24 protein-coding genes are annotated in these 24,261 nt (G+C 30.9%); 18 read left to right on the forward strand and 6 right to left on the reverse strand.

The window, feature by feature from the left end; translation table 11 throughout:
• The first annotated feature begins 427 nt into the window (after nucleotides 1–427).
• From RWQ73_RS02220 to typA, 9 genes are all read left to right on the forward strand, one after another.
• A complete protein-coding gene (locus tag RWQ73_RS02220) occupies nucleotides 428–946 on the forward strand; it encodes a CtsR family transcriptional regulator (RefSeq protein WP_314406505.1) in 519 nt (172 codons plus the stop codon).
• 4 nt (nucleotides 947–950) lie between these two features.
• Nucleotides 951–3,425: an ATP-dependent Clp protease ATP-binding subunit gene (locus RWQ73_RS02225; protein ID WP_314406506.1), complete on the forward strand. Its 2,475-nt coding sequence runs from the start codon at nucleotides 951–953 to the stop codon at nucleotides 3,423–3,425.
• Between the two features lie 2 nt (nucleotides 3,426–3,427).
• Nucleotides 3,428–4,810 carry a DNA repair protein RadA gene (radA, locus tag RWQ73_RS02230; RefSeq protein WP_314406507.1) on the forward strand — a complete coding sequence of 461 codons (1,383 nt, stop codon included), beginning with the start codon at nucleotides 3,428–3,430 and terminating at the stop codon, nucleotides 4,808–4,810.
• A gap of 399 nt (nucleotides 4,811–5,209) precedes the next feature.
• Nucleotides 5,210–6,289 carry a TRAM domain-containing protein gene (locus RWQ73_RS02235; RefSeq protein WP_314083929.1) on the forward strand — a complete coding sequence of 360 codons (1,080 nt, stop codon included), beginning with the start codon at nucleotides 5,210–5,212 and terminating at the stop codon, nucleotides 6,287–6,289.
• Nucleotides 6,290–6,365: 76 nt separating this feature from the next.
• On the forward strand, nucleotides 6,366–6,596 hold the full coding sequence (gene secG / locus RWQ73_RS02240) for a preprotein translocase subunit SecG (protein ID WP_314083927.1): 231 nt from the start codon (nucleotides 6,366–6,368) through the stop codon (nucleotides 6,594–6,596).
• Between the two features lie 94 nt (nucleotides 6,597–6,690).
• Nucleotides 6,691–8,817 (forward strand): ribonuclease R, encoded by a 2,127-nt coding sequence (rnr, locus tag RWQ73_RS02245; protein ID WP_314406509.1) that lies wholly within the window; start codon nucleotides 6,691–6,693, stop codon nucleotides 8,815–8,817.
• An 11-nt stretch (nucleotides 8,818–8,828) separates the two neighbouring features.
• Nucleotides 8,829–9,293, forward strand: a complete 465-nt coding sequence (gene smpB / locus RWQ73_RS02250; protein ID WP_314406510.1) for an SsrA-binding protein SmpB — start codon at nucleotides 8,829–8,831, stop codon at nucleotides 9,291–9,293.
• Nucleotides 9,294–9,831: 538 nt separating this feature from the next.
• Nucleotides 9,832–11,484: an L-lactate permease gene (locus RWQ73_RS02255; RefSeq protein WP_314406511.1), complete on the forward strand. Its 1,653-nt coding sequence runs from the start codon at nucleotides 9,832–9,834 to the stop codon at nucleotides 11,482–11,484.
• 208 nt (nucleotides 11,485–11,692) lie between these two features.
• Nucleotides 11,693–13,537 carry a translational GTPase TypA gene (gene typA, locus RWQ73_RS02260; protein ID WP_314083920.1) on the forward strand — a complete coding sequence of 615 codons (1,845 nt, stop codon included), beginning with the start codon at nucleotides 11,693–11,695 and terminating at the stop codon, nucleotides 13,535–13,537.
• A gap of 113 nt (nucleotides 13,538–13,650) precedes the next feature.
• Here the strand turns inward: typA and RWQ73_RS02265 are convergent, their stop codons facing one another.
• From RWQ73_RS02265 to RWQ73_RS02275, 3 genes are read right to left on the reverse strand one after another with little or no spacing between them, the layout of a single operon-like run.
• Nucleotides 13,651–14,277 (reverse strand): hypothetical protein, encoded by a 627-nt coding sequence (locus RWQ73_RS02265; protein ID WP_314406512.1) that lies wholly within the window; start codon nucleotides 14,275–14,277, stop codon nucleotides 13,651–13,653.
• A 20-nt stretch (nucleotides 14,278–14,297) separates the two neighbouring features.
• On the reverse strand, nucleotides 14,298–14,504 hold the full coding sequence (locus RWQ73_RS02270; RefSeq protein ID WP_314406513.1) for a hypothetical protein: 207 nt from the start codon (nucleotides 14,502–14,504) through the stop codon (nucleotides 14,298–14,300).
• Between the two features lies 1 nt (nucleotide 14,505).
• Nucleotides 14,506–14,709 carry a hypothetical protein gene (locus tag RWQ73_RS02275; RefSeq protein ID WP_314083913.1) on the reverse strand — a complete coding sequence of 68 codons (204 nt, stop codon included), beginning with the start codon at nucleotides 14,707–14,709 and terminating at the stop codon, nucleotides 14,506–14,508.
• A gap of 190 nt (nucleotides 14,710–14,899) precedes the next feature.
• On the opposite strand from RWQ73_RS02275, the gene RWQ73_RS02280 reads away from it, so the two are divergent.
• The 5 genes from RWQ73_RS02280 (at nucleotide 14,900) to fic (ending at nucleotide 17,960) form a co-directional block, all read left to right on the forward strand.
• Nucleotides 14,900–15,913, forward strand: a complete 1,014-nt coding sequence (locus tag RWQ73_RS02280) for an NAD(P)H-dependent glycerol-3-phosphate dehydrogenase (protein WP_314406514.1) — start codon at nucleotides 14,900–14,902, stop codon at nucleotides 15,911–15,913.
• Nucleotides 15,914–16,091: 178 nt separating this feature from the next.
• Entirely contained in the window at nucleotides 16,092–16,364 is a 273-nt protein-coding gene (locus RWQ73_RS02285) for an HU family DNA-binding protein (protein ID WP_003144688.1), read from the forward strand.
• A 70-nt stretch (nucleotides 16,365–16,434) separates the two neighbouring features.
• A complete protein-coding gene (gene folE, locus RWQ73_RS02290) occupies nucleotides 16,435–16,995 on the forward strand; it encodes a GTP cyclohydrolase I FolE (RefSeq protein ID WP_060914163.1) in 561 nt (186 codons plus the stop codon).
• A gap of 18 nt (nucleotides 16,996–17,013) precedes the next feature.
• Entirely contained in the window at nucleotides 17,014–17,217 is a 204-nt protein-coding gene (gene mtrB, locus RWQ73_RS02295; RefSeq protein ID WP_314083906.1) for a trp RNA-binding attenuation protein MtrB, read from the forward strand.
• A gap of 134 nt (nucleotides 17,218–17,351) precedes the next feature.
• Nucleotides 17,352–17,960, forward strand: a complete 609-nt coding sequence (gene fic / locus RWQ73_RS02300; RefSeq protein ID WP_314083978.1) for a protein adenylyltransferase Fic — start codon at nucleotides 17,352–17,354, stop codon at nucleotides 17,958–17,960.
• A gap of 52 nt (nucleotides 17,961–18,012) precedes the next feature.
• Here the strand turns inward: fic and RWQ73_RS02305 are convergent, their stop codons facing one another.
• Nucleotides 18,013–19,374 (reverse strand): FAD-dependent oxidoreductase, encoded by a 1,362-nt coding sequence (locus RWQ73_RS02305; protein WP_314406515.1) that lies wholly within the window; start codon nucleotides 19,372–19,374, stop codon nucleotides 18,013–18,015.
• A gap of 331 nt (nucleotides 19,375–19,705) precedes the next feature.
• Here RWQ73_RS02305 and RWQ73_RS02310 point away from each other — a divergent pair, with 331 nt between their 5' ends.
• From RWQ73_RS02310 to trxA, 3 genes are all read left to right on the forward strand, one after another.
• Nucleotides 19,706–19,981, forward strand: coding sequence for a co-chaperone GroES (locus RWQ73_RS02310; protein ID WP_314406516.1), 276 nt, complete (start codon nucleotides 19,706–19,708; stop codon nucleotides 19,979–19,981).
• Between the two features lie 8 nt (nucleotides 19,982–19,989).
• Nucleotides 19,990–21,594 carry a chaperonin GroEL gene (gene groL, locus RWQ73_RS02315; protein ID WP_314406517.1) on the forward strand — a complete coding sequence of 535 codons (1,605 nt, stop codon included), beginning with the start codon at nucleotides 19,990–19,992 and terminating at the stop codon, nucleotides 21,592–21,594.
• A gap of 83 nt (nucleotides 21,595–21,677) precedes the next feature.
• The gene (gene trxA, locus RWQ73_RS02320; RefSeq protein ID WP_102170221.1) at nucleotides 21,678–21,983 is read left to right on the forward strand and encodes a thioredoxin; all 306 of its coding nucleotides are present in this window, start codon (nucleotides 21,678–21,680) and stop codon (nucleotides 21,981–21,983) included.
• Nucleotides 21,984–22,080: 97 nt separating this feature from the next.
• On the opposite strand, the gene glnA is transcribed toward trxA, so the two are convergent.
• Both glnA and RWQ73_RS02330 read right to left on the reverse strand, forming a co-directional pair.
• Nucleotides 22,081–23,418 (reverse strand): type I glutamate--ammonia ligase, encoded by a 1,338-nt coding sequence (gene glnA, locus RWQ73_RS02325; RefSeq protein ID WP_314406518.1) that lies wholly within the window; start codon nucleotides 23,416–23,418, stop codon nucleotides 22,081–22,083.
• Between the two features lie 33 nt (nucleotides 23,419–23,451).
• Complete coding sequence (locus tag RWQ73_RS02330; protein ID WP_314083895.1) at nucleotides 23,452–23,835, reverse strand: MerR family transcriptional regulator; 384 nt, start codon at nucleotides 23,833–23,835, stop codon at nucleotides 23,452–23,454.
• A gap of 235 nt (nucleotides 23,836–24,070) precedes the next feature.
• Here RWQ73_RS02330 and RWQ73_RS02335 point away from each other — a divergent pair, with 235 nt between their 5' ends.
• Complete coding sequence (locus RWQ73_RS02335; protein ID WP_314406520.1) at nucleotides 24,071–24,253, forward strand: hypothetical protein; 183 nt, start codon at nucleotides 24,071–24,073, stop codon at nucleotides 24,251–24,253.
• Nucleotides 24,254–24,261: the final 8 nt, after the last annotated feature.

The raw sequence follows: 24,261 nt of genomic DNA on the forward strand, positions 1-24,261 counted from the left end.
CTGGATATTCTCCTCTTTCATACATCTCAACACATTTTACTTTAAATTCATAACTGTAACTCATAAAAAATACCCCTTTCACTGGTTTGTCCAGTAAGAGGGGTACATATCAATTGTAATGAATTTAATATTTAATAGAAAATCAAAAAAAGAAAATAATAATTAATAATAAATCTTTTAGAGAAATCGAATTTTTCTTAACTATGCTAAATTGACTAGAAATTTGAAATTTTATAATAAAATCTAGTTCATCAATAATATTATTGGAAGTGCCTTTTTAAAATCAAATTCTATAGAATTATGATTTTAAGTCACTTCCTTTTTTTATTTAAAATATTTAAAAATCAATGTTTTTTATGTACAAAATAATTTTTGTGTAGTATAATTTAGATAAAGGTCAATTTTAGTCAATGAAGGAGGTGCCCTCATGAATAATAATATGACAGATATTCTTGAACAATATATTATGAGCTTATTTAATGAGGCTTCAGAAGATCATATAATTATAAAAAGAAGTAATGTTGCACAAAAGTTTGACTGTGTACCATCCCAATTAAATTATGTAATAAAAACAAGATTTACTCCCGAACATGGATTTATAATTGAAAGTAAACGAGGTGGAGGAGGGTTTATTAGAATAACAAAAATAACCTTACACACTAATAAGGATTACATTGATTACTTAATTGAGACGGTTGATAATGAGATAATTGAGGTAGAAGAAGCTATAAGAATAGCAAAAATTTTACTTGAAAAGGATTATATAGATAAATTTGACTATAATCATTTTATAGATAGTGTTGAAGCGATAACATCTGTTCACAATCAATTTTTAGAACATATAGATGAAAACAGTATAGAAGAGATGATTTTTAAAACAAAATCAAACTTAAAAGACTTAACAATAAGATTTCTAACTAATATAAAATATAATAAGAGAGGATAAGGTTATGTACATAAGATTTAATGAAACTGCCCTTATGGTACTGACGTCAGCGAAAGAAGAAGCAAATGACTTTGGTGTAAAGGCTGTTGGAACTGAACATTTATTATTAGCTATGCTTAGTATGAACAATACATTAGCATGTAAAACACTTAATAAATATGGTGTTTATTATGATGATTTTAGAAAAAATGTCGTAGACTTTTATGAATCAGAATTAGAAGGTACAGATTTCTATAGAAATGTATTAATGAAGATAGACTATACGAATGGAGCTGTTAGAACTATAGAGAAAAGTCAACAGTTTGCAGATGATACATCTAGTTTTGTGGTTACTAGTGAACATTTATTATTATCTTTACTGAATGAGAAGACAGGAACTGCTGTTCGTTTATTAACCGATAAATTAGGTGTTAATATTAATGCATTAATCACTGAGTTATTTGAATTATTAAAACAAAGCCAAGGACTTCTTTCTAAATTATTTGATGGCTTTAAAAAATTAGAAATGACAGAAGATAGTTCTGCAAAAACTAAAACATTAAATTCATTAGCAAAAGATTTAACAAAGGATGCATTCAATAATAAATTAGATCCTGTTTTAGCACGTGATAAAGAAATTACTAGAATGATAGAAATTTTAAATAGACGTACAAAAAATAATCCAGTTCTAATAGGTGAACCTGGGGTAGGTAAAACTGCAATAGTTGAAGGATTAGCTGAAAGAATAGTATCTCAAAATGTTCCAAGTAATTTATTAGGTAAAAGGGTAATGGTGCTTGATATGGGAACATTATTAGCTGGTACTAAATATCGTGGTGAATTTGAGGAAAGATTGAAAAACATAATTGCTGAGATAGAAGATGCTGGAGATATTATCTTATTCATTGATGAAATTCACACAATTATTGGTGCAGGAGGAACTGAAGGTAGTGCAGATGCATCAAATATCCTAAAACCTGCCTTATCTCGTGGATTGATACAATGTATTGGAGCTACGACAACTGAAGAATACAGAAAGTATTTTGAAAAAGATGCCGCATTAGAACGTAGATTCCAACCGATTAAAGTAGAAGAACCGAGCACGGAAGATTCTATTAAAATACTAGAAGGGTTACGTCCTAAATACGAAGAACATCATAATGTAGAAATATTAGATGAAGCACTAGATGCGGCAGTTAAATTAAGTACAACTTATATTACTGATAGATGTCTACCAGATAAAGCGATAGACTTAATAGATGAAGCATGTTCAAAAGTTAAATTAAGATTTTATAAATCTCCTGAAAAATTAAAAGAATATGAAGATGAACTAAGTCGTTTAAATAAAGAAAAAGATAGAGCGGTAATTAATCAAGAATTTGAAATTGCTGCGAAAAAACGTGATGAAGTAAATCAAATAATTAGCAAAATAGAAGAATTTAAAATTTCTTGGCAAGATAGTTTATCTAAAGATAAAATTAAGATTAGTTCTGATCACGTAGCAGAAGTTCTTGCGGCTTGGACTGGTGTGCCTGTAACAAAATTAACAGAAACTGAGAGTGAGAGACTTCTGAAATTAGAAGAGATTTTACATAAGCGTGTTATTGGGCAAGATGAGGCTGTAGTAAGTTTAGCTAAAGCGGTAAGAAGAGCGAGAAGTGGATTCAAAGCACCGAATAGACCAATAGGAAGCTTTATTTTCTTAGGACCTACAGGAGTGGGTAAAACAGAACTTGCAAAAAGTTTATCAGAAGCATTGTTTAGTTCTGAAGATAATATGATAAGAATAGACATGAGTGAGTATATGGAACCACACTCAATTAGTAGACTTGTAGGGGCTCCTCCAGGTTATGTAGGTTATGAAGAAGCAGGGCAATTATCTGAACAAGTTCGTCAAAAACCATATTCAGTAGTATTATTCGATGAAATAGAAAAAGCCCACCCATCAATATTTAATATTTTATTACAAGTTTTAGATGATGGACGTTTAACTGATGCTTCTGGTCGTGTAGTGGACTTCAAAAATACTATTATAATTATGACTTCAAATGTTGGAGTAAGTGAACTAAGTGATCAAAAATTCGTAGGTTTTGGTGGAAGTGAATCAATTAAAAATGATTACAAAAATGTTCAAAATACTATGATGGAAGCATTGAAAAAACAATATCGTCCAGAATTTCTAAACAGAATAGATGATATTATTGTTTTCAAGACTCTTGAAAAAGAAGAACTTGAAAAAATCTCTGAATTATTAATAGATGGTTTATCTAAACGATTGGAAGACAGAAATATTACTATTAAGCTTACGAAAAAAGCAATGGCTAAAATTGTAGAAGATGGAAGCATAAAAGAATACGGTGCTCGTCCATTAAAACGTAGTATTCAAAAAAATATTGAAGATTTATTAAGTGAAGAATTACTAAGAAACCCTGAATTAACTGGAACTATCAATATCGACTACAAAAATGATCAATTCGTTGTGAAAAAGACTAAGAGGTAATTATGGCGAAGGTTAGTGTAAAGTATGAATGTAATGCCTGTGGTTATCAGAGTTTGAAATATATGGGAAGGTGTCCGAGTTGTAAAAAGTGGGCATCTATGGAAGAAGTAGTCGAAGCAAAAAAGGCTTCTAAGCATACAGAGTTTGAAGTTAAGACAAATGATACAGAACGTGTAGAAGCTGGGAAATTAAAATCAGTTTCTACACAGGATGTTCCTCGAACACTTACTGATAGTAGTGAACTAAATAGAGTTCTGGGTGGAGGAGTTGTGGCAGGTTCATTAGTACTTTTAGGAGGAGATCCAGGTATTGGGAAATCTACATTACTTCTACAAATATCAGCATATTTAGCAAAAGAACATGATGTATTATATGTAACTGGTGAGGAATCTGTTAGACAGGTGAAAATTAGAGCTGATAGATTGAAAAACAATACTGATGAACTTTATGTATATGCTCAAACTGATTTAAATTTGATATATCAAGTTGTAAAAAAAATAAAACCTCAGTTTTTAGTTATCGACTCAATTCAAACAATTTATAACCCTAATATGGAAAACTCACCAGGAAGTATTACTCAAGTAAGAGAATGTACTCAACAGCTTATGAAAATAGCTAAGAGTTTAAATATAGCAATTTTTATAGTTGGACATGTGACTAAGGAAGGAACTATAGCAGGGCCTCGAATGCTTGAGCATATGGTTGACACAGTTTTGTATTTCGAAGGTGAGGGGCAACACAGCTATAGAATACTTAGGGCAGTAAAAAATCGTTTTGGTTCTACAAATGAAATTGGAATTTTTGAGATGAAGCATAGTGGGCTAGAAGATTTAGCTAATCCTTCGCAGATGTTCTTAGAAGAACGTAGTAAAAATTTAGCTGGAGCAACGATAATTAGCACTATGGAAGGAAGCAGACCTCTTCTTGTAGAGATCCAATCACTAACGACTCCAACAGCTTTTAATAACCCAAGAAGAATTTCTACTGGATTAGAGTACAATAAATTAATTTTATTGATGGCAGTTTTGGAGAAAAAAGCGGGGTATCTACTTCAACAACAAGATGTTTATGTTAAGGTATCAGGTGGAGTCAAGATTGATGATCCTGCAGTAGACTTAGGAGTAGTTATGGCAGTGGCTTCAAGCTTTAAAGATATAGCTGTTGATATGAATGATTGCTTTATTGGAGAGGTTGGATTAACTGGAGAAGTGAGAAGAGTCAGTCGAATTGAGCAACGAATCAATGAGGCAAAAAAACATGGGTTTAAACGTGTAATAGTCCCGATTGGAAATATGAAAAATTCTGATTTCCCAGAGGGAATTGAAATAATACCGGTAAAAGATATAAGAGAATGTCTAGATATTGCTTTTAGTAGTGTGTTTTAATACTACAATATAGATGAATGGGAGTGACTCAAAAATCGTGATTTCGGAGAAATCGATTTTGTTGAGTCACCCCTGCACAGTTTATTAGATATCTAAAAAGCTTTTATAAAGTGGATTTAGATATCAATAAACTACTGCGTCTATTAGTTCTTATATACACTTTGTTAAAATTTAGGTCTTTTGGCTCATCCTTATTCGTCTTTTAGGGTAGTAATTATTAATTGAAATTTTAAAAAATTAGATTTTTCAAATTTTCTTATGTTAATTTTAAGGATTATGTAGTAGAATAAATAGAAGAGATGTTATATATCCCTTTATATTGGATATATAACGAAAAATTATTAATGAGTTTTTAATAATTTTTATATTTATAATTAAATAATAAAAGGAGTGATTTTAATGTTGAAAAAAGTTTTAATTATTATTTCCTTTTTTCTAGGAATAACTATAGGAACACTTTCGACAAATGCATTGATATATTATAATATATTTACATCAATGAGTGAGACGATGATAAGAGTTATTGTTACAATTGGAACTACAACAGTTTTTGTATTAATGTCTTTATTATTTTCAGATAAGTTTGTAGCAATGTTAAAAAGACTAGAAGATCGTCTATCGAAAACACCAATTCAAAAAATTATATTTACAACAATAGGATTGATTCTAGGATTATTACTGGCCAGTTTACTTTCATCAGGAGTAGATGTAATTGCTGGTGCTGGAATTATGGGAAGAATTATTTCAGCTGTAATTTATATTGTTTTTGGATATTTAGGGTTAGTATTGGGATATAGACGTGAAGGAGAATTTCTAAATATATTTACAGCATTTAAATTTGGAAATAAGCCAAAGGAAAAAGAATCAAAAACAAAAACTAAAAAAGTTTTAGCTAAGGTTGTAGATACTAGTGCTCTAATAGATTCTCGTATTCAAGATGTTGCAAAGACAGGATTTTTAGAAGGGAAAATAATAGTTCCTGAGTTTGTATTAAAAGAACTTCAATTAATTTCTGATTCTGAGGATTCATTAAAACGTGCAAAGGGTCGTTTAGGTTTAGATTGTGTTGAACAGCTACAAAAAATGAAAGAAATTGATCTTGAAATTGATAATAAATATAACTATAATGAGCACAAAGGAGTAGATAATCTTTTAATAGATTATGCACTAAAATACAAATGTTCAATTATCACAACAGACTACAATCTTAACAAACTAGCTACATTACAGTCAATAAAAGTTTTAAATGTAAATGATTTAAGTAATGCAGTTAAGCCGATGTTAACAACAGGTGAAAGATTGAAAGTTCAAGTATTAAGAGAAGGTAAAGAGAATAATCAAGGTGTAGCTTACACTGAAGATGGAACAATGATAGTTGTAGAAAATGGTAAACGTTCTGTAGGAAAAACAGTTGAAGTAGAAGTTCAAAGTGTATTACAAACATCTTCAGGAAGAATTATCTTCACTAAAATTATTTAATAAATTTGCTTTTTTTGAAAAAATATGGTAATATAAGTTGTATTGTATTAACGAATGATTATTTTAGGAGGAGAGTATGCACACTTTTTTAATGACAATGGCAATAGTGAGCAGTATTCTGTTAATTATAGTAGTATTACTACAAGAAAGTAAATCTGGAGGTTTATCTGGATTAACTGGTGGAGCAGAAGAACTGTTTGGAAAACAAAAAGTAAGAGGTGCTGAATTAGTTTTACAAAGAATTACAGTAGTACTAGGACTAATATTTTTTATATCACTAGTGTGTCTTACTTGGTTAAAATTATAAACTAAACATAGTAAACCTAAAATGGGAATTCATTTTAGGTTTATTTTTATAGAAAATAATTGTATGTTGTATAATCTAATTTAAGGAGGATTATATGTTAGAAAAAATAGAAAATATATTCAAAAAAGAAAAAGTATTGAGTATTGAGGATTTAAAAGAAAGGTTAAACATTGAATCCGCAAAGGATTTTGTGGAACTTGTAAAAAATGTTGGTAAATTAGAGAGAAAACTAGCGATAACGCAACTTCCCAATGAAATGTTTCTCTACGTTAAAGAATCATTAGAAATAGAAGGAGTAATTAGATTACATCAGAAAGGTTTTGCATTTGTTTATTCTGCTGATTTAGGTATAGAAGTGTATATACCTAAAGGATTTACACAAAGTGCAATGACTGGAGATGTAGTATTAGTAAAAGTTGATAGTGTTTATAAGGATGATCGTAATCTTGAAGGTGTAGTTCAAAAAGTTTTAGAAAGAAATACTAAGTATACAGTCGGTACACTAACTAATGCTAAATTTTTCTCTTTTGTAAAAAGTGATGATAAAAATATAGTAAAATACATTAAAATAACAAATGCAAAAAGTTTCAATTTAGTTGATGGAACTAAGGTATTAGTAGAAATTACAGATTATTCAAAAGTTAGCTTTGAAGATCATAAAGGAATAATTATCAAATCTATAGGACATAAAGATGATCCTGGTGTTGATATTCTTTCAGTAATATATAAACACGGTATTCCACATGAATTTCCTGAAGATGTAGAAGAACAAACTAAGAATATAAGTGAAGAGATTAAGCTTGAAGATAAATATAGGGATTGTACTAATGAAATGGTGGTTACAATAGATGGAGATGATGCTAAAGACTTAGATGATGCTATTTCTGTTGTGAAAACTAAAAAAGGATATAGACTAAAGGTCTTCATAGCCGATGTAAGTAGGTATGTTACTGAAGATAGCCCGCTAGATAAAGAAGCAGCTAATAGAGGATGTAGTGTTTATCTTGCGGATAGAGTTGTTCCAATGTTACCAAGGAAGTTGTCTAATAATATTTGTTCTTTAAATCCTCACGTATTGCGATACACAATTTGTTGTGATATTGATTTTAGTAGTAAAGGTAATCCAGAAAGTTATGATATATATCCGGCAGTAATCAAATCTAAAGGGCGCCTAACTTATAAAAAAGTTAATGAGGTCTACGCAGAAAATAATGAAGTAATTGAAGAATATAAAGATTACGTTCCGATGTTGAAGACAGCATTAGAATTATCAACCAAAATTCGTGCTAATAGAGAAACAAGAGGTGCTATAGATTTTGATAAACCTGAATCTAAAGTGGTTGTAGATGAACAAGGTGAAGTTGTTGATATTGTACTGCGTGAAAGAGGTATATCTGAAAGACTGATTGAGGATTTCATGTTAAGTGCTAATGAGGTAATTGGAGAGCATTTTTATTGGATGCAAGTACCATTTATTTATCGTATCCATGAAGAGCCTAAACTAGAAAAACTTAGACAATTTTTTGATATTGCTGCAAGTCTTGGTTATAGAACAAAAGGTAAAATTGAGGAAATAGAACCTTATATTCTAGCTAATATGCTTAGAAAATTTAAGGGAGAGGTTGTAGAAACTATGCTTTCAACGATTCTTCTTAGAACTATGAATCAGGCAAGATATTCAGTAAATAACATAGGACACTTTGCACTTGCTACTAAGTATTATACACACTTTACTTCACCAATTAGACGTTATCCTGACTTATTGGTACATCGAATGATTAGAACATATTTATTTAATGGTGACGTGTTAGATGAAACTATTGATAATTTTATTACTAGATTACCGGATTTAGCAGAAAGTTCTTCTGAATACGAAAAGAGAGCTGTTGACTGTGAAAGAGAAGTTGATAGAATGAAGAAATGTGAATATATGCTTAAATATCAAGAACAAACTTTTAGGGGGATTATATCAAGCGTTACTAATTTTGGAGTATTTGTAACTCTAGAGCGAAGTAATATCGAGGGATTAGTTCATATTAAAGCAATGAATGATGATTACTATACATATGATCAAAAAAATATGATATTGGTAGGACGAAGAAAGAAAAAAATATACAGACTTGGTGATGAAGTAATTGTTAAAGTAGAAAATGTTGATTTAGAAAATCAAGAAATAGACTTTAAGATATTGAAACACAAATCATTAATTAGTAAAAAATAGAGGATGAAATTATGAATAAAGAAATCAAAGTAATAGCTCAAAATAAAAAAGCTAATCATGATTATTTTATAGAAGAAACATATGAGGCAGGATTAGTTTTAACTGGTACAGAAATTAAATCGATTAGAAGAGGAAGAATAAATTTAAAAGATTCATATTGCCAAACAAGATTAGGGGAAATGTTTGTCTATAATATGCATATTTCACATTTTGAAGAAGGAAATAGATTTAATCATGAGCCATTAAGAGTAAGAAAATTATTATTAAAGAAAAAACAAATTGCCTTACTGAGTAGTATCCAAAATGAAATTGGAATGAGTATTGTTCCGTTGAAACTTTATATTAAAAATGGTTATGCAAAGCTATTAATAGGTATTGCAAAAGGTAAGAAAAACTATGATAAACGTCATGTATTAAAGCAGAAAGAAGCTAATAAGGAAATTAATAGAGTGCTTAAAGATAAACAAAAATATTAAAAAACAATTTATTATTTTATAATATAAATAAAAATATGCATCGTAAAAATTTTAATATGATGTGTATTTTTTTTATTATTAATTAAATATATATATTAATGTAATCTTAATTTAAATAATAAATGATAAATATAAAATTAGTTTTTAATAACTGTTATAAAAAAATGAGGGATGTTTTTTCAAAAAAATATATCCTTTTTCCTTTGATATAAAGGGATTTTTTAAGAATGTTGCAAAAATAACTAAAAAAACGCTTTACATTTAAATGAAAGCGTGCTACAATATTTAATGTAAACAAGAAAATCATTAAATAAATACTATCAAATATTAACAAGTTCACATGGTCTAATAGAAGAAAATAACACAGATGAAAAACTGTTATATATCTGAAAATGTGAAGTTAAGGATTTATTCATAGATTAAATAAGGTCGATTTTTTTCAATATTTGATTACTAGTTAATATATAACTTTTATATTTATGACAATAGATTTTCACAAACCAAACAAAATATATTTATACAAAGGAGAAGTGTATTCATGGAAAAATTCACTCAGTTATTACAGCCTGTGGCTGATAATTTATATATTTCTGCACTTGTTGCATTAATTCCTATTGTGTTTTACTTAGTAGCACTTGCAGGATTAAAAGTTAAAGGTTGGCTGACAGGTTTATTAACTTTATTAGTAGCGATTGTAATTGCAATTTTATTCTTTAAAATGCCATTCCAATTCGCAGCATTTTCAACGTTACATGGTATGGTATACGGTGTTATGCCTATCGGTTGGATTATCTTAACATCAGTATTCTTATACAAAATGACAGTTAAAACTGGTCACTTCGACATTATCAGAGATAGTATCACATCATTAACTGATGACCGTCGTATCCAAGCATTAATCATTGCATTCTCATTCGGGGCTTTCTTAGAAGGAGCAGCAGGATTTGGTGCACCAGTAGCAATTACAGCCTCATTATTAGTAGGTTTAGGATTTAGACCACTTTATGCAGCTGGTGTGTGTTTAATTGCCAACACTGCACCGGTAGCATTCGGAGCTGTAGGAGCACCTGTTACAGCAATGGACGGATTAACAACTTACGCTAATGGATCACCTATAGCAGCAGCTGAAATCGCAGCAATGATCGGACGTCAATTACCTCTAGTGTCTATCTTTATTCCATTCTACTTAGTATTAATCATGGCTGGATTCAAGAAAACATTAGAAGTATGGCCTGCATTACTAGTATCAGGTGGATCATTTGCGGTAGCACAATTCGTAAGTTCTAACTTTATGGGAGAACAATTACCTGACATTCTTTCATCATTAGTATCATTAGTATCAATGGTTATTTTACTTCAATTCTGGAAACCAAAAACTACTTGGAGATTTGCTGATGAAAAAGAAGTTGATGAAAATACAGCACATCCAAAACACAGTTTAAAAGAAGTATTAGTAGCATGGTCACCATTCGTTGTATTAACATTTGTTATCTTCATTTGGACAATGAAATCTTCTAAAGCATTCTTCAAAACAATTGCTTTAAATCCGAAGGTACCATTTATCCACAATAATATTATTAGTTCAGTATCAGGAAAAGAAATTGCAGCAGTATTCAAACTTGACCTAGTAGGTTCAATTGGTACAGCAATTTTAGTGGCAGCATTAATCTCTAAATTTATTATTAAAATTAGTTGGAAAGATGCAGGAGCAACTTTTGTTCAAACATTCAGTGAAGTAAAAATTGCATTATTAACAATCTCATTCGTTGTAGGATTTGCATATATCATGAACGCATCTGGTATGTCAAATACTTTAGGGTATGCTTTAGCAGCAACAGGTGGAGCATTTAAAGTCTTATCACCAGCTCTTGGATGGATTGGGGTATTTATTACTGGTTCTGATACATCGGCTAACTTACTATTTGCTAAACTACAACAAGTTACAGCAAGTAAAGTAGGAATGGACCCATTATTAGCTGTAGCAGCTAACGCGTCTGGAGGAGTAGTAGGTAAAATGATTTCTCCACAATCTATCGCAGTTGCAGCAGCAGCGGTAGGATTAGTAGGAAAAGAACCAGATTTATTGAAATTCACAGTTAAACACAGTTTCATCCTATTAATTATTGTGTGTGCTATTATCGCACTTCAATCTACTGGACTACTTGGATGGATGATTCCTGTACACCCATAATAGAAAAAATTTCAAAGAAGATCGAGTTAGTCTCGGTCTTCTTTTCTTTATCCAAAGTAAAGATGAAAAAATATTTAAAAATAAGACCTTTTCGTTAGTATATTTGTTTACAATATAGAAAAATAATGGTATTATTGATAAGTTAGATTTAATATTATATGAATTGAAAATTATATATATTTTACATAGTAAGAACAAGGAGAAAAAAATGTCAGTACAATTAAGAGATGATGTTAGAAATATTGCTATTATAGCTCACGTTGACCACGGTAAAACTACACTGGTTGATGAATTATTAAAACAATCAGGAATTTTCCGTTCAAATGAACACGTAGAAGAAAGAGCCATGGACTCTAACGATTTAGAGAGAGAACGTGGGATAACTATCTTAGCAAAAAATACAGCAATCGACTATAAAGGTAAAAGAATTAACATTTTAGATACACCAGGGCACGCAGACTTTGGTGGAGAAGTAGAACGTATTATGAAAATGGTAGATGGTGTTCTTTTAGTAGTAGACGCTTATGAAGGAACAATGCCTCAAACACGTTTCGTTCTAAAAAAAGCTTTAGAGCAAAACTTAAAACCAATTGTTGTTGTTAACAAAATTGATAAAGACTCTGCAAGACCAGAAGAAGTAGTAGATGAAGTTATCGATTTATTTATCGAATTAGGTGCAAATGATGAACAACTTGAATTCCCAGTTGTTTATGCTTCAGCTATTAATGGAACAGCTTCATTAGAGAGTGATCCAAGTGCTCAAGAAGAAAACATGCAATGTTTATATGAAACAGTAATTGATTATGTTCCAGCACCAAAAGATAATAGAGATGAACCACTTCAATTCCAAGTAGCATTATTAGACTATAATGACTATGTTGGGCGTATTGGTATTGGACGTGTGTTCCGTGGAAGTATGAAAGTGGGAGAATCAGTATCTCTTATGAAACTTGACGGAACAGTGAAGAACTTCCGTGTAACTAAGATTTTTGGTTATTTTGGATTAAAACGTGAAGAAATTCAAGAAGCTTTTGCTGGTGATATCGTTGCAGTAAGTGGTATGGATGATATTAACGTTGGGGAAACTGTATGTCCAACAGATCATCAAGAAGCATTACCAGTACTTCACATTGATGAGCCAACACTTCAAATGACTTTCTTAGTAAATAACTCACCATTTGCAGGTAAAGAAGGTAAATTTGTTACGGCTCGTAAATTAGAAGATAGATTAATGCAACAATTAGAAACTGACGTTTCTTTACGTGTTGAACCTAATACAAGTGATTCTTGGGTTGTTAGTGGACGTGGAGAACTACATTTATCCATTCTTATCGAAAACTTACGTCGTGAAGGATTTGAGCTTCAAGTATCTAAACCAGAAGTAATTATCCGTAACATTGACGGAGTTGACTGTGAACCAGTTGAACGTGTTCAAGTTGATGTACCAGATGAAAGTGTCGGTGCAGTAATTGAATCATTAGGTCAACGAAAAGGTGATATGGTCGATATGCAAGCCGATGGAAATGGACAAACACGTCTTATCTTCAATGTACCAGCTCGTGGGCTTATTGGATATTCTACAGAATTCATGTCTATGACTAAAGGATATGGTATTATTAACCACACATTCGATTCATACCAACCAATGCAAAAAGGACGTGTTGGTGGGCGTCGTAATGGGGTACTAGTAGCATTAGAAAATGGTCAAGCTACAGCATATTCAATTTCAAGTTTAGAAGATCGTGGAACAGTATTTATTGAACCAGGTACTGATGTATATGGTGGTATGATTGTTGGAGAAAATAGCCGTGAGAATGACTTAACAGTAAACATTACTAAAGCAAAAGCTCAAACAAACGTACGTTCTTCTACTAAAGACCAAACAGTAACACTTAAAAAAGCTCGTATTATGACTTTAGAAGAAAGTCTTGAATACCTAAGTGATGATGAATACCTAGAGGTAACTCCAGAGTCAATTCGTCTACGTAAAAAAGAGTTAGATAAAGCAGCTCGTGAAAAAGCAGCTCGTAAAGCTAAATATTCAGAAGAATAAAATTTAAAGGAACTTTCGAGATAGGAAACTATTTCGAAAGTTTTTTTGTAAGATATGGTTAAATAAAAAATATCCAAGAGTATACGAATACTCTTGGACAAGATTAATTATTATTAATTTTTAATTTCTAAGTTACCGTCTTTTAAAGAGATGTTATCTCCTTCTTTAACTTTTTCGTACTGTTCTTTAGTAACAGATACGTATTTTGTTTCTCCATCTTTAGTCTTAATTTCTAACATATATACAGGAACTTTTGAGTCTTTTACATTATCTACTAATTCTTTTTGTTGATCGCTAGCATGGATATGATTATGTGAGGTTGCTGAATTAAATAATGTATACCATAGTAACATATTAGTAATGTTGCTACCTGAGAAGAAACCACTACTTCTATAATTATTATTTATATAATCTGTATATTGTTTTTTATAGCCTTGATTATTGTAGCTATTGTAATCTTTGTTATATGAACCGCCTGAGTTTTTTGTAAAGTTTTTTGTAAAGTTTTTTGTAGTATTTGTAGTTGGTTTACTGCTTGATGTAGAAGCAGCAGGTTTTGAACTAGAGTTAGTGCTTGATGGCTTAGATGTACTAGGTTTAGAACTAGGTCTCGGAGCACTTGGTCTTGCTGATGTTCCTTTAGCCTCAATTAGACTAACACTTGATGCACTAATTGTAGAGAAAATTAATGCAGAAGTAAGAAATATACTTGTAATTTTTTTTATAGTATTATTTTTCATAGTATTATCCTTTCACAAAATTAATTGTTTTCAGTACTACGTTTGGCAACGACAGTTCCCTCAATATTTTCTTGAGATCCTGCTTCATTTTTTACTGTATTTTCTATATTAGTTTTGTCATCTACTTTATTATCATCAGTAGAATTGTTATTAAAGTAATAATATAGACCAAAACCAATAATTGTAATTGTTAGTAAAGTAATAAATGTTTTTAAAAATCTAGCCATACTAGAATCCTCCTAATACGTAACCTTTCATATCTAATGCACGTTTTAGTCTATCGTATTCAGAAGCTGGTACTTCGAGTTCATCACCATTTACTTGGGTAATCGTCGCATATTCAGCGTTTAGTTCTTTCCAAATATCCACGATATTATTTAAGTTAATTAATCCACGATTTCCATCGATTAGAGTAATTTCAAACCAATTCATAAAATTACCTCCTTTATTATTATAATTAAATTATATCATAGTTTTTAAGAAAATAATAGTAAAGTAAAAATTGTTGAGTATTTTAAAATGAATTTTAGAGAATAAGCTATGATACTTATAATTAAAATTAATGTATAATTTTAGAAAATTTGATATAATTAAATAAAGAATAATTTTTAGTGAGGACAGAATGATGAAAATATCTGTGATAGGTTCGGGAAGTTGGGGAACTGCTTTATCTCAAGCAGTAGTAGATAATGGTCATGAATTGCGCTTATATTCGCGAAGTGAAAAAACAAGGGATGAAATAAATGAAAATCATACAAATAGTAGGTATTTAAAAAATGCTGTTTTACCAGAAGAGGTCGTGGCAACGAGTAATTTAAAAGAAGCTGTCGAATTTGCAGATGTAATAGTTATAGCTGTTCCTACTAAAGTGATGAGGGATGTGGCAAGGGATATAAATAATTATTTAGATAGCCCTAAGTTTATTATCCATGTATCTAAAGGGTTAGAGATGGAAACTAATAAGAGAATGTCAGAAGTTATAGCTGATGAGATTGATGGGGATAAGTTAAAAGGTGTTGGTGTACTTAGTGGACCTTCTCATGCAGAGGAATTAATTTTAAGAAATCCTACGGTGGTTGCTATTGCATCTAAAAACGAAGAATTAAATAAAGTGGCTCAGGATATTTTCCACAATAAATACTTTAGAATTTATGTTAATAAAGACATAGTGGGTGTCGAAGTAGGTGGAGCTCTTAAAAATATAATTGCACTTGGTTGTGGTATGATTGATGGAATGTCTTATGGAGATAATGCAAAAGCGGCGTTATTGACACGTGGATTAATCGAAATAACACGATTAGGCAAGAAGCTAGGTGCTGATGAAATGACTTTTTTAGGTCTAGGTGGAATAGGTGATTTAGTAGTAACCTGTACATCTAAACATTCAAGAAACTATAATTGTGGTTATTTAATTGGTCAAGGCTATACTCTTGATGAAGCTATAGAAAAACTGGATATGGTAGCTGAAGGAGTAAGAACAACAAAAGTTTGCTATTTCTTATCAAAGGAATATGATGTTTATATGCCAATCACTGAGAATATATATAAAGTTTTATATGAAGGCTTAAGTATTAAAGATTGTGTTAACAATTTAATGAATAAAATGGCGGCTGAAGAATTAAACAAATTTGAATAAAATGAGTTTACGTATTATAAATTAAACTATAAAAATCAAAATTAATAATAAAAATATAGAAAAAATACTAAAAAACTTTAAAATTCGTTAATAAAACCTTGATTATTAGCGATTTATGTGGTAATATTTAATAAGTGAAACGGTAGAACCGTTACTCAATAATGGAGGTAAAGAATTAATGAATAAATCAGAATTAATTTCAAAAGTTGCTGAGAAATCAGGACTACAAAAAAAACAAGCAACTGCAGCTATCGAAGCATTCGTAGAAACAGTTGAAGAAACTTTAGCTAAAGGTGAAAAAATCCAAATTATTGGATTTGGTAACTTTGAAGTTAGAGAAAGAGCTGCTCGTAAAGGACGCAACCCTCAAACTAACGAAGTTATTGAAATCGCTGCAAGCAAAGTTCCTGCTTTCAAAGCTGGTAAAGCTCTTAAAGACGCAGTTAAATAATAACAATTTAATTCAAAAAAGAGGAGTTACTACTTAGTAGCTCTTTTTTTTATAAAAATGGAGGATAGTTTTGAAAAATAAAGAACAATCACAAGAACTTATAAAAACACTATTAGAAAATATCGGCGAAGATACTTCAAGAGCTGGATTACTAGACACACCAAAAAGATGTGTAAAAATGTATGAAGAGTTATTATCTAAAACAAATGTAGATCCGAAAGAGGAAATTAATACGTTTTTTGAATCAGATAATGACGAGCCCATTTTAGTAAAGGACATTCAGTTCTATTCTCTATGTGAACACCATATGTTACCGTTCTATGGAGTATGTCACATAGCTTACGTTCCAAATAATAAGAAAATAACAGGGCTTAGTAAATTAGCTCGTCTTGTAGAGAGTGCTAGTCGCAGACTTCAAATTCAAGAAGATATGACACTAATGCTAGTCAATGCAATCGAAGAACAACTACAACCAAAAGGTGTGTATGTAATTATTGAAGCTGAGCATATGTGTATGGCTATGCGTGGAATTAAGAAAATTGGATCAAAAACAGTGACTAGTAAGAAAACTGGTATTTTCTTAGAAGATACAGAATTAGTTAAGGACATTCAATATAAAATTAAGTTATAGTATTAACAGGAGTAGATTATGAAAGAAAGTAGCTATATTATTATTAGAGCTGAAGTTGATAATGTAAGAGTAATTACGAAAAAGACGAATAATGAAGAAGCTCTAGAGATACTAAATAAGGGAGAAGTTATTATTCTAAATATTTTTGATAATATCGTAAACTTTAAAGTACAGGGAAGAGCGAGAATAGTATCAAATTTAGATCAAGTAATTTCAGAATAAAATTTAAAACCTACACAGGCTAAGAGTAGCTTGTGTAGGTTTTTTTAAAAAATATAGTGAAACTATTGTAAAGAGAAGAAATGTTATATATAATAGATTATGATAATACTGAAATACATTTTAAAAGGGGAACTATGGTACTTGAAAATAAACTAGGTATAACAGAAAGCTCTGTTTTAGCACGTGAAGAAGAACGTCTTAGTAAGAAAAAAGCTATTAAATTATTTACAGATGAGGTACTAAAAAATAAAGAAGTAGGTAAATTCTCTACCTTAGCCTTTATACATAAATGTTTATTTGAAGAAATTTATGATTTTGCAGGAAAAGTAAGAAATGTTAATATAGCAAAAGGGGATTTTCGTTTTGCGCCTGTTATGTTTTTAGATTCTTCTTTAAAACATATTGATGAAATGCCGCAAGGTACTTTTGAAGAGATAGTAGAAAAATATGTTGAAATGAATATAGCCCATCCTTTTCGTGAAGGTAATGGTCGCGCTACACGATTGTGGTTAGATCATATACTAAAGAATAAAATTCAAAAGGTAATTGATTGGAATAAGATTGATAAAGAGGATTATTTATTAGCAATGCAACGCAGTCCAATTAGAGATATAGAAATTAAACATGTATTAAGAGCTGCACTTATAAGTGAAATTAATGATAGGGAGATTTACATGAAGGGGCTTGATGCAAGTTATTATTATGAAGGATATATAGTTTATAATTCCAAAGATTTACTTTAAAATCCGAATAAAAAAGTTCGCAGAAATTTTTCTGCGAACTTTTTTCATTTTACTAGAATAGTAATTTATCTGCTCCACCTAGTTTGTAGTCTAGAGCTGCCATAGCAAGTACGTTAATGAAGTGCCATGGACGGTCAAATTCTGGTTGGAAGAATATATCAGCAAGTGCTAATTGTTCTAATGTCCACTCTGATGCGATAGCTATAGATAAAGCTGCGATAGCACTAGATACGTCATGTTTAGACATAAATTGAGCTCCTAGAACTCTGTGAGTATCTTCGTCAAAATAAATCTTCATGTGAACCAGATTATTTTCTTTTCTCATGAAGTCTGGATAAATTCTTTCTTCTACATATTTAGAAGCTACTTTACCATCGTATAGGCAAACACCGTTTTGAGATAATCCAGTACTTACAAATTTGTAATCAAAGAATGATAATGCAGAAGTACCGTTTACCGCAGGCATTTTAGTTTTAGTACCCATAGCGTTTAATGCAGCAACTACACCTTGACGGCGAGCTAAAGTAGCAAGAGCTATTGGTAATTCTCCACGAGTTGGAGCGTATGGAAGAAGAGTAGAGTCTCCACCAGCATATACATCTTTAGCAGATGTTTCTAAGTATTCGTTTGTAACAACAAAACCACGTTCTGTCATTTCTAATTCTTCACTTAACCAAGATGCATCTGGACAAACACCTACAGAAACAATAACAGTATCTGCTTCGTATTCACCTTTATCTGTTACTACAGCAGTAACTTTTCCATTTTCACCTTTGAATGAAAGAACTTTTTCTCCACCACGAACTTTAAGGTTATGTTTAGCACCTTCTTCTGTAAGAATATCAGTAAGTTCTTGGTCTAAATATGTATTTAAAATTCTTGGTGCGAAGTCAACGATTGTTACATCTATACCGTGTTTTGCATAAGATTCTGCAACTTCAAGACCGATGTAACCACCACCAACTACAACAGCTTTTTTACTGTTTTGCATACAATCGTATACAGCTTGAGTATCTTCTGGCCCACGGAAAGTGTGGATATTTTCTAATTCAATTCCTTCAAATGGAGGTTTAACTGCAACTCCACCAGGACTTAATAATAATTTATCGTAAGATTGTTTTTCTTCACCAGCTGGTGTTTTAACAACAACATATTTTTCTTTTGAGTTTAATCCTACAACATCGCTGTTACAGTGGATGTTAATACCTTGTGAACGGTAAGACTCCTCTGTTGCAAAGTGTAGTTCAGATAACGCTTTAGATGTCCCATCTAAATAAGATTGGCTACCTCAACCCATAAATGACGCCCCAGCGCCTCTTTCGTATAAGTGAATTTCAGCGTTAGGTTCGTTTTTTAAAATAGTTTGAACAGCTTCGTAACCGAAGTGAGATGTTCCAACAACTACATATTTCATGTATTTTCCTCCTATGTCAATATTAAAATTATATCGTATAATTACTATTGTATGATTATACAAATAGTATTATAACACATAATGCTAAAATATAAAAATAATATGATTATAAAAAATCATAAGAAAGCCTGTGTTATCGTTTTATTAGGTGAGGAAATATGTTTCTTGTTATAAACAATTTTGTGAAATATTTATTTAGAAATTTTACTGAATACTATTATATATTAATTTCTGAATTTTATAATTTGACTTTTTTTGACTTTTGTTTTATTATATATTTCAGAAGATAATAAAATAAATATAAAGAAAATTTTTATAAGAGGTTATTGATATGATTAAACCATTATTTGACAATGTTCTATTAAAAAAAGTAGAAGAGGAGAAAGCAACAACTAGTGGGATAGTATTAGCTTCAAAAGAAGAAGTTTCAAATATTGCAATAGTAGTTGCTTTAGGAGAAAGTTGCTTATTATCTAAAGATAATGAAGGTGAACTGACTGCTGGAAGTAAAGTAGTATTTTCAGATAAATATAAAAAAGTAAGTTTTAAAAACGAAGAATACTTCTTAGTAAATGAAGAAGAAGTTCTTGCTGTTATTGAAGAATAGGAGGAAACATGGTAAAAGAATTAAAATTTTCAGAAGATGCTCGCCAATCTATGAAAGTTGGTGTAGATAAATTGGCAAATGCTGTAAAAATAACATTAGGACCAAAAGGAAGAAATGTTGTATTAGATAGAAAATTTGGATCACCACTAATAACAAATGATGGTGTATCTATTGCCAAGGAAATAGAATTAGAAGACCCATATGAAAATATGGGGGCAAAATTAGTGGCTGAAGTTGCTAATAAAACGAATGAAATAGCAGGAGATGGTACAACTACCGCAACTATTTTAGCTCAAGCTATGATAACGGAAGGATTAAAAAATGTTACAAGTGGGGCTAATCCAATCGGTATAAGAAAAGGTATGGAAAGAGCGGTAAAAGTTGCTGTAGAACGTCTTCGTGAGATTAGTGTAACAGTAGATTCTAAAGATAAAATAGCACAAGTAGGAGCTATTTCTGCTGCTGACGAAGAAATAGGAAAATTCATTTCAGAAGCAATGGATAAAGTAGGTAACGATGGTGTTATAACTATTGAAGAATCTCAAGCATTAGATACTACTTTAGAAGTTGTAGAAGGTATGCAGTTTGATAGAGGATATCTATCACCGTATATGGTAAGTGATACAGAAAAAATGGTTGCTGACTTGGATAATCCATATGTTCTTGTCACTGATAAAAAAATTAGTGCAGTTCAAGAGATTTTACCTGTATTAGAAGAAGTAGTGGCTGCAGCAAAACCATTGTTGATTATAGCAGATGATGTTGAACAAGAGGCTGTTGCTACACTTGTTGTCAATAAACTTCGCGGTACATTTAATGTTGTAGCAGTAAAAGCTCCTGGGTTTGGAGAAAGAAGAAAAGCAATTCTTGAAGATATAGCCATTTTAACAGGTGGAACACTTATTACAGATGACTTAGGTTTAGATTTGAAAGATGCTAATATTGCAATGTTAGGTAAAGCTTCTAAAGTTAATGTTACTAAAGATAATACCGTTATAGTTGGTGGTAAAGGTGACAAAGAAAAAATTGAAACTAGAACACAACAAATTAAAGCACTTTATGCAGAATCAAGTTCTGAATTTGACCGTGAAAAATTACAAGAAAGATTAGCTAAATTATCAGGTGGAGTTGCTGTAATTAAAGTTGGTGCTGCAACAGAGACGGAATTGAAAGAAAGAAAACTTCGTATTGAAGATGCTTTAAATTCAACTAGAGCTGCAGTAGAAGAAGGTATAGTTCCTGGTGGTGGAACAGCACTTGTTCAAGTAATTTCTGAAGTTGAAAAACTTGAAGCAACTGGTGATGAACAAACTGGAATTAATATTATTAAAAAGGCACTTGAAGCTCCAGTTCGCCAAATAGCCGAAAATGCTGGATTAGAAAGTAGTGTTATTGTTGCTAAATTAAAAGAAGTAGAAGTAGGGTATGGATTCAATGCTGCTACTGAAGAATGGGTTGATATGATAAAAGCTGGGATTGTAGATCCAACGAAAGTTACGCGTTCGGCATTACAAAATGCGGCGAGTGTATCAAGTTTATTCTTATCGACAGAAGCGGTTGTAGCTGATGTTTCAAAAGATGAACCTATGCAACCACAAATGCCAATGATGTAGAAAAATTAAGTAAGACAAAATATTTGAATATTACTTTGTGATATTATAAAATAAATTTATAAGTTTTAAAGGAGATTGAAACAATGAGAGAAATCACAGATAAAGAATTTTTTGAACTATCAAAAACTGATAGCGTAAAAGTATTTGACTTTTGGGCACCATGGTGCGGTCCATGTAAAATGTTAGCACCTGTATTAGAAGAAGTTTCTAATGAATTAACTAATATTGAATTCTACAAAGTTAATGTTGATGAAAATCAAGAAGCTGCCGGTGAATTTGGAATTATGTCAATTCCTACACTACTGATCATGAAAAATGGTGAAGTACTAGAAGAAAAAACTGGATACCAACCAAAAGAAGCATTAGTAGAATTATTATCAAAATACTAATACGTAAAAAGGGCTATAGAATTAATCTCTATAGTCTTTTTTATATCATAAAAAATAAGGATGAACTCGAATTTTAGTTCATCCTTGTTTTTTGTAATTAATAATTTTTTAAATATTGCTCAATTTCCCAATCGGTAACTTGAGTTCTAAATGAATCCCATTCTATTGACTTAGCTTCGATAAAGTTATAGAAAATATGATCTCCAAGAGCTTCTTTCATAATAGGAGAAGCTGATAGTTCTTTTAGTGCAGTGTAAAGAGTTGAAGGTAATTCATCGATGTCATTTGCAATTCTTTCTTCACGTGTCATGACATAAATATTACTTCTTACTTCAGCTGCTGGAGTTAATTTATTTTCGATTCCATCTAAACCTGCTGCTAAGATAGTTGACATAGCTAAATATGGATTTGCAGCCGGATCTACTGATCGAACTTCTACACGAGTAGATTTACCACGAGCAGCTGGGATACGTACTAGAGGTGAACGATTAGAAGTAGACCATGCTACATAACATGGAGCTTCGTAACCTGGAACTAGACGTTTATACGAGTTAACTGTTGGATTACATATGGCAGTAAAACTACGAGCATGTTTTAAAATACCCGCTATAAATTGTGATGCAACTTCGCTTAGACCATTATCACTATTCTCATCGTAGAAACTGTTTTCATCTTTTCTGAATAGAGATACGTTACAGTGCATTCCTGATCCATTTATACCAAAGATAGGTTTTGGCATAAATGTAGCATGTAGCCCATGTTTACGTGCTATTGTTTTAACGATTAGTTTAAATGTTTGAATATTATCGCAGGCAGAAACTACGTCATCGTATTTAAAATCAATTTCATGTTGACCTGGAGCAACTTCGTGATGACTAGCTTCAATATCAAAGCCTAAACGCTCTAATTCAAGTACGATATCACGACGTACATTTTCACCTAAATCTACAGGGGCAAGGTCGAAATAACCACCGTTATCATTTAATTCTAAACTAGGTTCACCATTTTCTTTTAGTCGGAATAAGAAAAATTCTGGTTCTGGTCCTAGGTTTAATGTATCGAATCCTAGTTTATTCATTCTTTCAAGTGTACGTTTTAAATTACCACGAGGATCTCCAGCAAATGGTTTTCTATCAGCAGTATATACGTCACAGATGAAACGAGCTACTTTACCGTATTCACTATCCCATGAAAACACTAAGAAAGTGTTTAAATCTGGATAAAGATACATATCGCTCTCTTCAATTCTTACGAAACCTTCAATCGATGAACCATCAAACATCATATTATTATCTAATACTTTATCAATCTGACTTACTGGAACTTCAACGTTTTTAATTGTTCCTGTAATATCAGTAAATTGAAGTCTGATATATTTAACGTTTTCTTCTTTGATTGTTTTAATAATCTCTTCTCTAGTAATAGTTTTAGCCATGTCGTCTCCTTATTTTTGTGAAAAAATCTAACATTAAAATTTATTTTTTTTATTGTTATAAAATCTTGATAAGTCACCACGTCCAATAGAGCGTTCTCTAGGTAAACCACTAGGACCTGCAAAAATATCGTTATGGATAATTTGTCTAATTTGAGTAGTTTCAGCAGAAACTTCTTTTTCATTAATAATCTCATCGATTGCTTTCAAACTAAAACCTTTAGTAAGTAAGTCTTTTATTGTTAAAAGTTTATCTATATCATTAAATGAAAATAGTCTAGTATTACCTTCAGTACGTTTTGGAGTAAAGAGTTTTTTTTCTTCATAGTATCTAATTTGACGTGCAGTAAGTTGTGTAATTTTTGTTACTACACTTATAGAAAAAACTGGAAGATTTTTTTGTAATTCTTTGAATCCCATACTCGTACCTCTCTGTTTAGATTTTGTGAAATAAAAAAATTTTATATCTATATAGTATAATAACAAAATTAATAGAGAAAATAAAGTGCATGTCATAAAATCTTACATTTTAAAAATTATGTAAATCTAGTTGTATACATTATAAAGTTTTTTTGTATAATACATTAAAGAATGTTTAAAATTTTTTGAAATCGTGATAAAATAATAGTTAATATAAAAAAGAAAGGATGATAGTATGGCGATATTTTTATCTGTTGTTGTGTTTGTTATTACATTTGTTCTCTTATTAGGTTCATATATAGTATTAGTGGCTAACAACAAAATAAAAAGAAGACGTATGGATAAAGTATTGAAATTGGTGGCTGCGTACAGTTTTGTTGCTGCATTAGTATATTGCTATCAATTTTTATACTTATAAAAAATACA

It is taken from the genome of uncultured Gemella sp., from assembly GCF_963525875.1.
Taxonomy (GTDB): domain Bacteria; phylum Bacillota; class Bacilli; order Staphylococcales; family Gemellaceae; genus Gemella.